Source organism: Crocinitomix algicola (assembly GCF_001661595.2).
GTDB classification, from domain to species: Bacteria; Bacteroidota; Bacteroidia; order Flavobacteriales_D; family Crocinitomicaceae; genus Crocinitomix; species Crocinitomix algicola.
Map to the genome: position 1 here is coordinate 109,171 of NZ_LYPF02000004.1, position 15,228 is coordinate 124,398.

Annotated in this window: 11 protein-coding genes; 7 read left to right on the plus strand and 4 right to left on the minus strand. The window is 36.0% G+C overall.

Features of this window, described 5'->3' with window-relative positions; all coding sequences use genetic code 11:
* Positions 1-29 precede the first annotated feature (29 nt).
* On the plus strand, positions 30-1,811 hold the full coding sequence (locus tag A8143_RS03620) for a peptide ABC transporter substrate-binding protein (RefSeq protein WP_066756424.1): 1,782 nt from the start codon (positions 30-32) through the stop codon (positions 1,809-1,811).
* Between the two features lie 5 nt (positions 1,812-1,816).
* Here A8143_RS03620 and A8143_RS03625 read toward each other — a convergent pair whose 3' ends face one another.
* Positions 1,817-2,803 (minus strand): aspartate-semialdehyde dehydrogenase, encoded by a 987-nt coding sequence (locus tag A8143_RS03625; protein WP_066756426.1) that lies wholly within the window; start codon positions 2,801-2,803, stop codon positions 1,817-1,819.
* Between the two features lie 61 nt (positions 2,804-2,864).
* Between A8143_RS03625 and A8143_RS03630 the strand changes: the two genes are divergently transcribed.
* Complete coding sequence (locus A8143_RS03630) at positions 2,865-5,417, plus strand: lamin tail domain-containing protein (RefSeq protein ID WP_066756429.1); 2,553 nt, start codon at positions 2,865-2,867, stop codon at positions 5,415-5,417.
* A 1-nt stretch (position 5,418) separates the two neighbouring features.
* Here A8143_RS03630 and pyk read toward each other — a convergent pair whose 3' ends face one another.
* Together pyk and A8143_RS03640 are read right to left on the minus strand one after the other, a co-directional pair.
* Positions 5,419-6,837 carry a pyruvate kinase gene (pyk, locus tag A8143_RS03635; RefSeq protein ID WP_066756432.1) on the minus strand — a complete coding sequence of 473 codons (1,419 nt, stop codon included), beginning with the start codon at positions 6,835-6,837 and terminating at the stop codon, positions 5,419-5,421.
* 38 nt (positions 6,838-6,875) lie between these two features.
* Positions 6,876-7,292: an IPExxxVDY family protein gene (locus A8143_RS03640; protein ID WP_175437474.1), complete on the minus strand. Its 417-nt coding sequence runs from the start codon at positions 7,290-7,292 to the stop codon at positions 6,876-6,878.
* A gap of 143 nt (positions 7,293-7,435) precedes the next feature.
* On the opposite strand from A8143_RS03640, the gene A8143_RS03645 reads away from it, so the two are divergent.
* From A8143_RS03645 to infB, 4 genes are all read left to right on the plus strand, one after another.
* Positions 7,436-8,197: a cyclase family protein gene (locus A8143_RS03645; RefSeq protein ID WP_066756439.1), complete on the plus strand. Its 762-nt coding sequence runs from the start codon at positions 7,436-7,438 to the stop codon at positions 8,195-8,197.
* A gap of 137 nt (positions 8,198-8,334) precedes the next feature.
* A complete protein-coding gene (rimP, locus tag A8143_RS03650) occupies positions 8,335-8,811 on the plus strand; it encodes a ribosome assembly cofactor RimP (RefSeq protein ID WP_066756441.1) in 477 nt (158 codons plus the stop codon).
* Between the two features lie 61 nt (positions 8,812-8,872).
* The gene (nusA, locus tag A8143_RS03655; RefSeq protein WP_066756443.1) at positions 8,873-10,108 is read left to right on the plus strand and encodes a transcription termination factor NusA; all 1,236 of its coding nucleotides are present in this window, start codon (positions 8,873-8,875) and stop codon (positions 10,106-10,108) included.
* Between the two features lie 78 nt (positions 10,109-10,186).
* A complete protein-coding gene (gene infB / locus A8143_RS03660) occupies positions 10,187-13,009 on the plus strand; it encodes a translation initiation factor IF-2 (protein ID WP_066756445.1) in 2,823 nt (940 codons plus the stop codon).
* Positions 13,010-13,096: 87 nt separating this feature from the next.
* Here infB and A8143_RS03665 read toward each other — a convergent pair whose 3' ends face one another.
* A complete protein-coding gene (locus tag A8143_RS03665; protein ID WP_066756448.1) occupies positions 13,097-13,597 on the minus strand; it encodes an SPOR domain-containing protein in 501 nt (166 codons plus the stop codon).
* Positions 13,598-13,862: 265 nt separating this feature from the next.
* Between A8143_RS03665 and A8143_RS03670 the strand changes: the two genes are divergently transcribed.
* On the plus strand, positions 13,863-15,224 hold the full coding sequence (locus A8143_RS03670) for a cytochrome c3 family protein (protein WP_066756450.1): 1,362 nt from the start codon (positions 13,863-13,865) through the stop codon (positions 15,222-15,224).
* Positions 15,225-15,228 lie beyond the last annotated feature (4 nt).

The window sequence follows — 15,228 nt, forward strand, 5'->3', positions numbered from 1 at the left end:
TATTTGTTTTACCTGATAAAACTGCAAGCATGGAAAAATTTCATAGAGGTGTTATCTTTGCCTTGTTCGCTCTGCTAATTGGATGCGGAGGAAATAATGATAATCTTGCAAAAAATGAAGGTGATCCCAACGAACTGATTGCGGTTAAAGGTGAAAAGTTTAACGGCGGTGTAGTTCGATTGAATTCTGTTGAGGACTTCACAAGCCTTTTTCCACCTGCTATCAATGATATATATTCGAACCATATCGCAAGTCAAGTTTATGAAGGCTTATTAAAATTTAATCAATCTACTTTAGAGCTTGAACCATGTATTGCTCATTCTTTTGCGATATCTCAGGATAAATTGACCTATACCTTTCATTTACGAAATGATGTCTATTTTGTCAACGACCCCTGTTTTCCAAATAGCTTAGGTAGAAAAGTAACGGCTCAAGATTTTAAGTATTGCTTTGAATTTTTATGTTCTAATCATGCTTCCAATAAATGGTCTACTCTATTTCGAGGACGAATTATCGGTGCGGAACAATATGCAGACGGAGCTTCAAATTCGGTTGATGGAATACGCGCTCTAAATGATTCTACATTAGAGTTTAAATTGATTAATCCTTACGCCGCATTTCCAAATTTGCTAGCAATTCTTGCGACATCTGTCTACCCCAAAGAAGCAATTCAAAAATATGGTTTTGAAGGAATGAAGTCTCAGATGGTTGGAACGGGTCCGTTTATCCCAAAAAAAATCGAAAATGGAGAAGAAATAATATTAAAAAAGAATTCAAATTATTGGGCAAATGATGAATTTGGTAATAAGCTTCCCTTTTTAAATGAAATTCATTTTTCGTTTATAAAAGATAAGAATGAAGAATTAAACGCTTTTAAAAATGATAAACTAGATATGGTTTGGGGAATTCCATATCAAGAAGTGCCAAACATTATGGGCTCACTACAAGAAGCAATGGATGGTAAAAATAAGGCCTTCGAAGTTCAATCAATCAATAGTTTAAACATTCAATATTATGGATTTCTTTATACGAGTGAAGTATTTAATGATGTACGAATTCGAAAAGCATTTAATTATGCGATTGACAGAGATTCAATAGTGGATTTTATTTTGCAGGGAGAAGGCAGTCCTGCTTACCATGGGTTTGTGCCTGAAATTAAAGGTTACCCCAGCCAATCAGTAAATGGATTTTATTATGATCCTATTCAGGCGAGAGAATTACTTGCTCAAGCGGGTTATCCGAATGGAGAAGGATTTCCACAAGTCACTCTGAATTTAAATTCGAGTGGAGGTGTTAATGAAAAAGTAGCTGAGGCGTTAACCTATATGATAAATAAAACATTGAACATAAGTATTTTGATTAATGTAATGCCAATGGCTGAATTACAGCCAAAGGTAGAACAAGGACAGGTAGATTTTTGGAGGTTTGGCTGGATTGCTGATTATCCTGACCCTTCAAATTTTCTTCACCTATTCTATGGTAAAAACATTATTCCGGAACGTGATATGTCAATTAATTATTTCAGATATCAAAACGCCGACTTCGATCTTATCTACGAAGAAGCATTGCAAGAGATTAATTTGGATAGACGAATGGGACTATATGCTAAAGCAGATCAAATATTAATTAATGACGCTGTAATTATGCCGCTTTATTTTAATGTTGATATTCGACTAATTAATCCTGAATTACATAATTTTGATGTAAATGAAATGGAGTTTAGGGATCTTTCAGTAGTCTATTATATGAAACCAGATAATCCCGATAATATTCGCGTTTACGATCACTTTACCGAAGAGTCTAACGAATAGAATTGCTAAACTAAATCATTGTTTATCAAGTGTGCAGCTATCTGAACTGCATTGGTAGCAGCTCCTTTTCTTAAGTTGTCAGCAACAATCCATAGGTTTAACGTATTAGCTTGGCTCTCGTCTCGTCGAATTCGTCCTACAAAAACATCATCTTTTCCTTTTGCATAAATTGGCATAGGATAAGTGTTGGTCTCAACATTGTCTTTCAAACAAACCCCAGGTGTTTCGTGTAGTATTTTTCGAACTTCATTTAATTCAAAATCAGATTCAAATTCTATATTCACCGCTTCTGAATGGCCACCAGATACAGGAACTCGAACAGCTGTTGCAGTAACATTGATTGATGGGTCAAGAATTTTCTTCGTTTCATTGGTGAGTTTCATTTCTTCTTTGGTATAACCGTTGTCTAGAAAAACATCGCAATGTGGTAAGCAATTTTCGTTGATAGGGTACGGGTAGGCCATCTCTCCATCCAAACCAGCTTTCTCGTTCTCCAATTGTTTCATTGCTTTTACTCCTGAACCAGAGATCGACTGATAAGTGGATACAATTACACGTTTTACTTTATACTTTTTATGCAAAGGCGATAAAACCATAACCATTTGAATGGTTGAGCAATTAGGATTCGCAATTATTTTATCCGTCGATTCAATTTTGTCCGCGTTAATTTCAGGAACAATAAGTGGTTTATCTTGATCCATTCTAAAAGCACTCGAATTGTCAATAACTGTTGTGCCAGCCGCTTTAAATTTTGGCGCCCATTCAAGTGATGTTCCACCACCAGCAGAAAAAATGGCAATGTCGGGAGCAGCATCAACAGCAGTTGCTAGTCCTATAACAGTATACGATTTATTCATGAAGGTAATTTCTTTTCCAACTGATTTTTCAGATGCTACCATCAAGTATTCATCGATTGGCAAATTTTGTTCCTTTAATACAGCCAAAATTTCCGTTCCAACCATTCCCGTTGCTCCAACTATCGCGACTTTCATTTTTTAATTTTTTTAGACGTTACAAAAGTACTATATTTAACGTGCTTACTGAATATTAAAAATGAGATTTTATTTAACACTCGGTATTTTATTTGTGGCCTTTGTAACGAAGGCTCAATTCTCTGAAAATTTTGGAGATGGAAATTTCGATACCGATCCGGTATGGATTGGAGTAACTGATAATTTTATTGTCAATGCGGATAATCAATTGCAATTAAATGCACCACCAGAGGCAGATACGTCTTACTTGGTCACAAATTCAACAGTAATTGACGATGTAACTTGGGATTTTTGGATAAGAATGGCATTTAATCCATCTTCAAGTAACTTGGTGCGTGTTTATTTAGTTACTGACCAGGAAAATCTCAAGGATGATTTAAACGGGTATTTTGTTCAAGTAGGAAATACAGATGATGAAATTAGTTTATACCGGCAATCAGGTGCTACAATTACTAAAATAATTGACGGAATAAATGATGTTGTAGATCTTGCTGATGTTAATGTTAGAATACGAGTTACACGCGACGCTTTAGGCAATTGGGAATTGTTAAGAGATGCCACGGGAGGGTATTCATTTGTATCAGAAGGTACCGTATTGGATAATACACATTTAAGTTCGGCCTATTTTGGCGTTTTTTGTAAATATACATCTACACGTTCGGATAAGTTTTTCTTTGATGAGTTAGGGACACCGTACATTGATACAACTCCACCAACCGTTGAAACTATCACAGTTGTTTCTCCAACATCAATTCGTGTGTTTTTCTCAGAACCAGTGAATGGTGTTACAGCAGAGAACACATCAAATTATTTTTTAGATAATGGTGCAGGTAATCCAATATCAGCAGTACGTGATGCGGTTGATTTTTCCCAAGTTGATTTAACGTTTGACTCACCTTTGTTGAATGCAACTTGGTATAACTTGGAAGTTAATAATGTCGAGGATTTGGATGATAATATAATCGATCCCACAGTGGAAGAGTTCTTTTATTTTATTCCAGAATTAGCTTTTGAAAATGATCTTGTCTTTTCAGAACTCATGATTGACCCCAGTCCAATAGTTGGATTGCCAGAAGTCGAATTCATAGAGATATTTAATAGATCTGATAAAGTATTTGAACTCGAAAATTGGACAATTAATGATAATTCAACAATGACAACGCTTCCTTCTTATATCATCGAGCCTAATCAATATTTGGTGTTATGTGGATTGGAGGAAGGTGAATTGTTTGGGATTGATAATTACATCGAATTGGCGGGATTACCGACATTGACAAATGCTGAAGATTATATTGTTATAAAAAATAACGAAGGGTTGCTAATCGATTCTGTGTTTTACAATCAAACATGGTATAATAATAATGATAAGGATGATGGAGGATGGACCCTAGAACGGATAAATATGGAAGCGCCTTGCAGTGGAAAAGATAATTGGAGTGCTTCTGAACATCCTTCGGGCGGAACTCCAGGCAGTCAGAATTCAATATGGTCGAATGAGGATGATGTACAAGCCCCTGTAATAGCGTTTTTAGAGGTGCTGAACGATAATGAAATTATAATTAGCTTTAATGAAAATTTGGACACTACCATAGATTTGGAGATTGAAATCAATCCAACTGCTGGAGGTTTTGAAGGAGAATTTTTAAATTTTGATTCATACCGTTTATATGATTTGACCTTAGAAGAAAATACGTATTACACTTTGACTGTAAGTGGTGGACAGGATTGTTGGGGAAATCTAATTAATGACCAAATCCAATTTGGCTTACCCGGAAATCCCGAACAAGGTGATATTATTTTAAACGAAATATTGTTTAATCCGCAAACTGGAGGAACAGATTATGTGGAGCTGGTAAATATATCGGACAAAATCATTGATCTTAACAAATTATTCATAGCAAATTGGGATGATCAAATCGATAATTACGAATTAATAGGTGCACAACAGCATTTATTATTCCCCAACGAATATGCCTTGCTGTCTGAGGATTCTACTCAAGTAATTGATTATTTTGCGGTATACGGAGTAGGACAATTTATTGATACTGATTTACCGAGTTTCCCAAATGATTCAGCAACGGTTTATTTATTAAATTCAGATTCAACAATGCTAGATTATTTTCATTATGATGACGATGATCATTACCCATTATTAAATTCTACAGATGGCAAGGCTTTGGAAAGAATAACTTTTGGCGGCGGTTTAAATAACTCAAATAACTGGCATACCGCATCTGAAAATGTCCAATGGGGAACGCCGGGTTATTTAAACTCACAATTTGCAGCACCAATAGCGTTAGGTGAAGTGAGCATTGATCCGCAAATTTTTTCTCCTGATGAAGACGGATATGAAGATGTGCTGACGATAAACTTTAAATTGACAAATGTCGATAATAACATCGATGTATCGATATATGACAATCAAGGACGACTCATTAAAAAACTAGCAGATAATTATTTTATAGGCCAAAATGGTTTGTTAATATGGGATGGAATTAATGAAGATGGAGAAAAGGCTGCAATAGGTACTTACATTATTTTAATTGATGTAAAAAATAAGGAAGGAATTCGCAGCCAGTTCAAAAAAGTAGCTGTCCTTGCAGGACGATTATAAATTAAACATAGCTGAGTTTCACCATATTTGATTTACCTTTTTCTTCAATTGGAACGGATGCGATATTAATTACAATATCCCCTTCTTCAAGTAAACCAAGTTTTTTAAGGATATACTTACTGTCGCTGATAGTGTGGTCTGTACTAACCATTTTATCATAGTAATAACCTTTAACCCCCCAAACTAAGCTCAATTGTGTTAAAATTTGCTTGTTTTCAGTAAATACAAACGTGTCCGATTTTGGTCGTTGTGATGATATTTTATAAGCAGTATAACCTGAAAAAGTCATCGTAATTATCCCTTTAGCTTCAACACGCTGCGCTAGTCTCGTGGCATTGAAACAAATTGAATCCGTGATAAAACGTTCTTGATTTTTTTCCGGTAATTCCTCTTTGTGATATATAGAATCATTTTTCTCTACTTCGTTCACGATTTTAGACATCGCTTTAATCACCTCAAGTGGATATTTTCCAACTGAGGTTTCACCTGATAACATTACGGCATCTGCCCCGTCTAAAACAGCATTGGCAACATCATTAACTTCGGCACGAGTTGGCGTAAAGTTTTCTATCATGCTTTCCATCATTTGCGTTGCAACAATGGTCGGCTTTGCATGCTTCCGACAAGTTTTAATCATCATTTTTTGAAGATTAGGTACTGTTTCCATTGGCACTTCAACACCTAAATCTCCTCTTGCAACCATTAATGCATCCGTCGCTCTAATGATGTCTTCGATTTCATTTATCGCTTCAGGTTTTTCAATTTTCGCAATGACTTTTGCATGACATTTATGATTTTGTATAATATGTTTAAGCTCGATAATATCTCGGGCAGATCGAACAAAAGATAACCCAATCCAATCAACATTGTGAGATAAGGCAAAGGTTAAGTCATTTGAGTCTTTTTCAGTAATACATGGCAAAGATATAGCTGTATTTGGTAGGTTAACGCCCTTTTTCGAACTTAAGGTCCCTCCATGAACTACTTTGGTTCGAACTTCGTTCTCCATATTTGTAGAGATGACTTCCAGTTCTAATTTCCCATCGTCCATTAAAACAGCATCACCAATTGAAACATCTTTTGGAAACTCCTTATAAGTTAAATAGACTTTTTCTTTGGTTCCCATGCACTCATTTGTCGTAATAATTAACTCTTCACCATCCGTTAATTCTACAGCGTTATTTTCAACTTCACCAATTCTTATTTTCGGTCCCTGTAAATCCGCTAAAATTGAAATATGTGTTCCTTCTTCCTTGTTGATTTCACGAATCATGTTTATGGTACGTAAATGATCTTCATGACTTCCGTGTGAGAAATTCAATCGACATACATTTACACCCGCACGAATCATTTCTCTTAATATCTCTTTGGATGCCGTAGAGGCAGGCCCCATAGTTGCTACTATTTTTGTTTTTTTCATTTTTAAAATTTCGTTTTGTGTTTTCTAAAGTAAATTTGTTAAAAAATTAAATTCGCTTTAGACTTTAGTTCGTCTGGGTTAAAAACAAACGCGGTTAAGATACTGTCAATCCCTTTTAATGACGTTAATATATCATTAATTTCAAGGGTAAAATTGTTTTTTAGCATTAAAAAATAATCAATCTGGTCTTTTTCAGGAATCAACCTCCTGTAATGATTGGAAATATTTTTAATCAAATAATATTCAATGTGCTCAATTTCGTCATAGAAAGAATAAAAAGAGTAGTGATGCACCGCCTCCTTTTTCACGACAATCTCTAAATCCTTGTCTTTTTCCAATGAAATGGCTAATGCTTTGTTTATCCCCCAAGTTAATCGGTAATCTGCATTACTCGAGCATATTCCTATCAATTCGAAAGAATAATCATCTTCTAATATTAATTTATGCTTTGCCATAGTTAAGAATGTAGCAAATTTATTCATTATTCCAATATCGCCTTATTTTAATCGAATTGAAAATGGGCTGAATTAAAAAAATTATATTTGAAAAAATTTACAATTCAATTCGAATTACTTATAGAAAGTGTAATCGCTTAAGCATGAAACTCTACTTAAATACAGAAGAATATATAGACACAGATAAAGGAGTAGACTTGTCTATTCCAATTAGTAGCCATTCAGATAGTGTTAATGCTTGGTATGTCAATCCGGTGAAAATTGAACCTGTAAAAAGTGGGAGTTTTGTTGGGGATGTGAATCAGGGAGGAACAGTTAACTTTAAAGATGTTACAATCAATCCACATGGAAATGGAACGCATACCGAGTGCGTCGGCCATATTTCGAAGGAATTATATACTATTAATCAATGTCTCAAAAGCTTTCATCATAAAGCGCAGGTGATCTCTGTCAGTCCGAAGAAGATTCAAAATGAAGTTTTCAATCAAATTGATCAAGTAATAACTAAGGATTGTATTTCTAATGGTTTAAGTAACTGGAGTCACGAAAACACCTTGATAGTTAGGACATTGCCGAATGAAATTGAGAAAAAGAAGAAGCAATATTCTGGATCTAATCCGCCCTACTTTACCAAAGAGGCAATCTCGTTTATAAATGAAATTGGGGTTGAACATTTGATGGTAGACTTGCCATCTGTTGATCGAGAAGTAGATCATGGGGCATTGACTGCGCATAAAACTTTTTGGTCTTATCCTGAAAACCCACAGCTTCATAAAACTATTTCTGAATTGCTGTTCATCCCAAACGAATTAAAGGATGGGAAATATATTATCCAAATTCAAATTATGAGCCTTGAAAACGATGCTTCACCAAGTAAAATTGTTGCGCATGAAATACTTAAGTGAAACTAATGGATGAAGCGAAATTTAATTAAAACTGCGAAGTTATTGCATAATTCCATTAATCTACTTATATTTGCACCGTTAAAAGATAAGTATTGATAAACAGAGGGGACAGTTGTCCCCTCTTTTTGTACTTTAAAATGATTGAAAAAAAAGTTGTAATAAAATTAGCTGAAGAGCGCATTTCTGAACTCAATAGAGGCATTTATATAGTTGATCTCAAAATTGGAAAAGGGAATCAAATTAGCCTAGAGTTAGATTGTGAGACAGGTTCGATATCAATTGAAGATTGTATTTCGGTGAGTCGAAATATTGAGCATAATTTGGATCGTGAAGAGGAGGATTTTGCATTGGAAGTGTCTTCCGCTGGGATAGATCAACCTTTTAGAGTTTTAAAGCAGTACCTTAAGAATGTTGGAAAGCAAGTAAGTGTTCAGACAATTGAACATGGAAAAAAGATTGAAGGTATTCTTAAATCTGCTGACGAAAATGGTATTGTTGTTGAAGTAAAAGAAAAACAACGACTAGAGGGAAAAAAGAAAAAAGTGTGGGTGACTGAGGCGATAGCTTTAACATATGACGAAATAAAAGAAACCAAACTGGTAATTTCTTTTTAAAATAATTTAGAAGATGAAGATTCAATCTTTGTCTTCCATTTGACTAATTAAATATAAACAGATGAATGCGTTGGAATTAATCGAATCCTTTTCGGAATTTAAGGAATTCAAAAACATTGACAGAGAGACAATGATGAACATCCTACAAGATGTTTTTAGATCAATGCTTAAGAAAAAATATGGGACTGACGACCATATTGATGTGATTATCAACCCGGATAAAGGTGATGTCGAAATCTGGATTAATAGAGAAATCGTTCCTGACGGTGAAGTTGAAGATGATAATTTGGAAATAGCGCTGTCAAAAGCGTTGGAAATTGAACCTGATTTTGAAGTTGGAGAAGAAGTAGCAGCTGAGGTGAAGTTAGAAGACTTCGGAAGACGTAACGTATTGTCTTTGCGCCAGAATCTGATTTCTAGAATTTTAGAATTAGAAAAAGACCATATTTACAAAAAATATAAAGAGAGAATTGGTGAAATTATCACTGGTGAAGTTTATCAGGTTTGGAAACGTGAAATACTTGTGTTAGATGATGAAGGAAATGAGTTAATCTTACCTAAGCAAGAGCAAATACCATCTGATTATTTCAAAAAAGGAGAGTCTGTTAGAGCAGTAGTAGCTAGAGTTGACCTTAGAAATAATAGTCCAATAATTATTCTTTCAAGAACGGCTACAGAATTTTTAGAAAGATTGTTCGAACTAGAAGTACCTGAGGTATTTGATGGATTAATTACAATTAAGAAAATTGTTCGAGAACCGGGTGAAAGAGCGAAAGTTGCTGTTGAATCTTACGATGATAGAATTGATCCTGTTGGAGCGTGTGTAGGAATGAAAGGTGCTCGTATTCATGGCATTGTTCGTGAGTTGAAAAATGAGAATATCGATGTAATTAATTATACTGCAAACGATAAATTATTCATCCAACGAGCGCTTTCTCCAGCGAAAATTACGTCTATCGAACTGGATGAAGAAAATAATCGTGCTGATGTGTATTTGAAAACTGATCAAGTTTCTTTAGCAATTGGAAAAGGGGGTCATAATATTAAATTAGCTGGTCGATTAAGTGGTTATGAAATCGACGTATATAGAGAAGGAGCAGAAGATATTGAAGATGTGGATTTAGATGAGTTTACAGATGAAATTGAAACATGGGTGATTAAAGAATTGAAATCTATTGGATTAGATTCTGCAAAATCTGTGCTTGAATTAGATTCTGAAGAATTGACGCGTAGAACTGATCTTGAATTGGAAACAGTAGAGGACGTTTTACGTGTGTTGAAAGCAGAATTTGAATAAATTTGTGCAATAGAGTAACAAACAGAGTGGGATTACGTAGAATTCCGAGATAAATTAGGCGGTAAAGTAAAAAATAGAATGGCAGGTAAGGCAAAAAGGTTAAATAAAGTAGCACAAGAGTTTAATGTTAGTATTACTACTATCGTTGAATACTTGAATACTAAAGGAATCGAAATAGATTCTAAGCCAAACACCAAGATTGAAGCAGATATTTTGGATGTATTGGATGAGGAGTTCGCGGCTGATCGCGAAGCAAAGAAGAGTGCAGAAACAGTTGATATTGGAAGATCCAAAAGGGAATCATTATCCCTTAAGGATGTGAAAAAAGAACAGGCTGTTGAAAATGATGACGAAGATGAGGATGACGAATCCGCGGAAGTGGAAGAAACGCCGCAAAAAGTCATTGTAGAATCTCAAGAAGAAGAGGTTATAGAAGAAACGCCTCAACCAGTTGAACAGCCAAAAATCGAAGAAGTTCCTCCAAAGAAGGAAGAACCGAAAGTTGAGGAAGTTAAAAAAGATGAATCCAAGCCTGCCGCCGAAGAAAAAAAGGAAGAGTCTGCGAAAACTGCGCCTGAACAAAAAGAAGATGGTACAGTGAGAAAACCTGCTGTTCTTGGTAAAATTGATTTAGATGCAATAAATCAAAAAACCAGACCGTCTAAACGTAAAAAGGAAGATAAACCTGTTGACAAAAAAGTTGATAAGCCAACGGAAAAGCCAGTAGAAAAACCAAAAGAATCGGAAAAACCGAAAGAGGAACCTAAGAAGGAGGAGGGCATAAAGATGATTAAGGCAAAGAGTGAAAAGCTCTCTGGACCTGTAGTCGTTGGTAAAATTGAATTGCCGGTTGAGAAAGATAAGTCAGATAATTCGCGTAAAAAACGAAAACGAATTAAAAAGGTTAACGTTGAGAAGCAATCAAATAACCGACCACAACAAGGCAACAATAAAGGAAAAAAAGGTAAAGGCAAGTTCACGAAAAAGGAAAAGCCACAGGTTACCGAGGCAGAAATTCAAAAGGAAATTAAAGAAACACTTGCGCGTTTGCAAGGTGGAAATAAAAAGAAGGGGGCTAACTACAGAAGAGAGAAACGTCAAAATGTTGCGGATCGTAGAGCTGAAGAACTCGAGCAAGAAGAGCTTGAAAAAAGCATCTTGAAAATTACTGAGTTTGTAACGGTTTCTGAATTAGCGAACATGATGAATGTGAGTCCAACTGAAGTCATTGGTGCTTGTATGAACTTAGGGATTTTTGCTTCAATTAACCAACGATTAGATCGTGAAACAATTGAATTAGTCGCTTCTGAGTTTAGTTATGAGATCGAATTCATTAGTGCGGAAGTTCAAGAATCAATTCTTGTTGAAGAGGATGCGGACGAAGATTTAATTGATCGTCCACCAATCGTAACGGTTATGGGACATGTTGACCACGGTAAAACTTCATTGCTTGATTATATACGATCAGCTAATGTAATTGAAGGTGAAGCCGGAGGAATAACACAACATATTGGAGCTTATTCTGTTGTTACTAAAGGTGGAAAAAAAGTGACTTTCCTCGATACTCCTGGACACGAAGCCTTTACTGCAATGCGTGCACGTGGTGCTCAAGTAACTGATATTGCTATTATAATTGTGGCGGCAGATGATGATGTGATGCCACAAACCAAAGAGGCGATATCTCACGCGCAAGCGGCTGAAGTGCCAATTGTATTTGCAATTAACAAAATCGATAAGCCTGGTGCAAATCCAGACAAGATTAAAGAGCAGTTATCGCAAATGAATATCCTCGTTGAGGATTGGGGAGGTAAGTATCAATCTCAAGAGATTTCTGCAAAAAAAGGACAGAATATAGACGAGTTACTAGAGAAAGTATTACTTGAATCAGAATTATTAGAGCTAAAAGCAAATCCAAATAAACGTGCCTTAGGTACGGTAGTTGAATCGCAACTCGATAAAGGTAAAGGTTATGTAACCACTGTATTAGTTTCAGCAGGTACGTTAAGAGTAGGGGATCCTATTATTGCGGGTCAACATTACGGTAAGGTAAAGGCGATGCATAATGATAAAGGTCAGTTGGTTAAAGAGGCTGGTCCTTCAACGCCGGTGTCTATACTAGGGTTCAATGGAGCGCCAAGTGCTGGAGATCAATTTAATGTTTTAGAGGATGAACGTGAAGTGAAGCAAATAGCGTCTAAACGAGAGCAATTAAACCGAGAACAAGGGTTTAGATCTCAGAAGAAATTGACACTTGAAATTATTGGTGACCGTTTAGCAATTGGAGACTTCCAAGAACTGAATTTGATTGTAAAAGGTGATGTTGATGGTTCTGTTGAAGCGGTATCTGACTCATTGTTGAAATTGTCTACGGAGAAAATTCAAGTGAATGTGATTCATAAAGGAGTCGGACAAATCTCTGAAGCTGATGTTACGTTAGCATCTGCTTCCAATGCCATTATTATTGGATTCCAAGTTCGACCTTCAGCAATTGCTCGTAAGGCGGCTGAACGAGAAGGTATTGATATCAGATTATATTCAGTAATCTATAAGGCAATCGAAGAAATCGAAGTTGCAATGAAAGGTATGCTTGCCCCTGAGTTCAAAGAAGAGGTGCTTGGTGTTGCTGAAATTAGAGAAACGTTTAAAATTTCTAAAGTGGGTACAATCGCGGGTTGTTTTGTGACTGAAGGAAAGATTCTACGATCTTCGAATGTACGCGTTATCCGTGATGGTATTGTGATTTATGATGGAGAACTTGGATCGTTGAAACGATTTAAAGACGATGTGAAAGAAGTGAAGGTGAATTACGAATGTGGATTGAATATCGCAAAGTTCAATGATATTAAAGTGGGTGATTTAATTGAGGCTTATCACGAAGTTGAGGTTGCGCCAAAACTTTAAGATAAGGTATAAAATTAAAAAAGGGGTTACCAGCTTGGTAACCCCTTTTTTGTGTTTGTGAATATTTTGACGATAGTTGTTGAGTGATTATTCGGTTTCGTTTATATTTTCACTTGGAAGTTCGGGTAACTCAATATAATCTTCAACTACCACTGCGGTTGGAAATACGCTTAAAATTTCTGCTTTCAATGCTTCAGCTTCTAATTGTGTTCTAAAGTTTCCAACACGTACTCTATAGTTGGGGGCCATATAGTCAACGTAAGCCTTATGTTCATTGTAACGCGATAAAAAATTTGCTTTTTGCTGTGATACAACAGATTTGTCTTGATCGAAAAATATCACTATGCGGTAACCAGGAATTTGAACGCCTGTTATCGACTCTTCACCTTGTCTTACGAAGTCACTTAATTTTTTTAATCGGCTATCCTCATGAACAGTCAGTTTACCCTGTTCACCACTGAAATTAAGGTTTTTATGGGTTGTACTATCTTTGTGATTTCCCGGAAAACTCAACCAATCATCTTGAGCAATAGTGCTTTGACCAATTGTAAGTAATAGTATTGAGATGAGTGTAATTTTTTTTTGCATTTTTCTGAATTATGAAACAAAGTTAAAAAAATACCAATTGATTGGTTTCTGAAGGTCATGCGGTTTTAACATTTTTTAATTGATGTACTGCTCAATTTATTATTATATAAGAGTTTGCGATTATCCGTCTATTTAGAATCATTTTAAATTAGCATTTTACCATTCAAAAATTAATTCAATCATTAGGCTTAGTGCGACTTTGTGCTAATTTTGTGCGTGATTGTGTACGCCGTATACAACCACAAAAAGGAATAAAATTTTTCAAATGAAAATAAAAACTTTGTTCATCACTAACAAAATCAAGCGTTTAGCACTTGCCGCATTTGCTGTATTGTCTTTATCTAGCAATGTTCATGCCCAAGAGGGGGATCCGGCAATTGGTGAGAAATTATTTAATGGTAAATGTGCGTCTTGTCACAATCCGTTTAGGGATGTTACAGGACCTGCGCTTAAGGGTGCAAGAGAACGTTGGATTGAGAAATCGACAGAAGAAAACTTCTACGCTTGGATTAAGAATTCAGCAAAGGTTATTGCAAGTGGAGATCCATATGCAAAAGAAATGTCAGCATTTGATGCGTCTGTAATGACACCTCAAACTGTTTCTGATAAGCAAATAGATGATATTTTCGCATATATCGAAGCTGCAGAAGAGCCGAAGGCAGGTGGAGATGAAGTGGGGACTACAAGTGTTGTGGTAGAAGAGGAAGGATCTTCTACGCTATATTGGTGGTTGTTTGCCGGTTTGCTTGTTGTGGTGATTGCAGTTGTTGGTGGGGTTAAAGGAAATCTTGCTGCGCTGTCAAGAGAGCAAGATGGTCAAGAGCCTTTGCCGCAGCAGTCGGTTGGTCGTTCTGCTAGAACATGGGCTTGGAATAATCGAGGGTGGTTTGGTGTGACGGTATTTGTTTCTGTAATACTGTTGTTGGCGTTTGGAATGGTGAAGTGGTTGGATTTAGGTGTGTATGAAGATTATAAGCCGGAACAGCCAATTGCTTATTCACATGAACTGCATGCTGGTGAACTCGGTATCGATTGTAAGTATTGTCATAATGCAGTAACAAAATCGAAACATGCAACTATTCCTTCTGTTAATGTGTGTATGAACTGTCATAAAACTGTAGTGGACGGGCGTTCAGATGAAGGTACTGAGGAAATTGCAAAAATCCATAAAGCTGCGGGTTATGATCCGGACACAAGAACTTATACAGGAGAAACTGAGCCTATTCAATGGGTGAAAGTGCATAACCTTCCGGATCATGTTTATTTTAATCACTCTCAGCATGTTGTTGCAGGTGGAATTGATTGTAAACAATGTCATGGTAACATGAAAAAACAGACAGTGGCAAAAGTGATGTCTACTGAAGACTTGAATAATGTTGGTGTGACAGATGAAGATTATGATGAAAACAAAATTAAATTCACTAAACCAACACTAACAATGGGATGGTGTATTGAGTGTCACCGAGAATCTACAGTTGATATTGCTGGGGCTCCGGAAGGAAGTTATTATAATGTAATTCACGAGCGTTTATTACTAGACAAACGTACGTATCAAGAATATTTAGAAGATGATGTTGTGACAGTTGGCGAGCTTGGTGGTTTAGAGTGTGCAAAATGTCATTACTAATTAG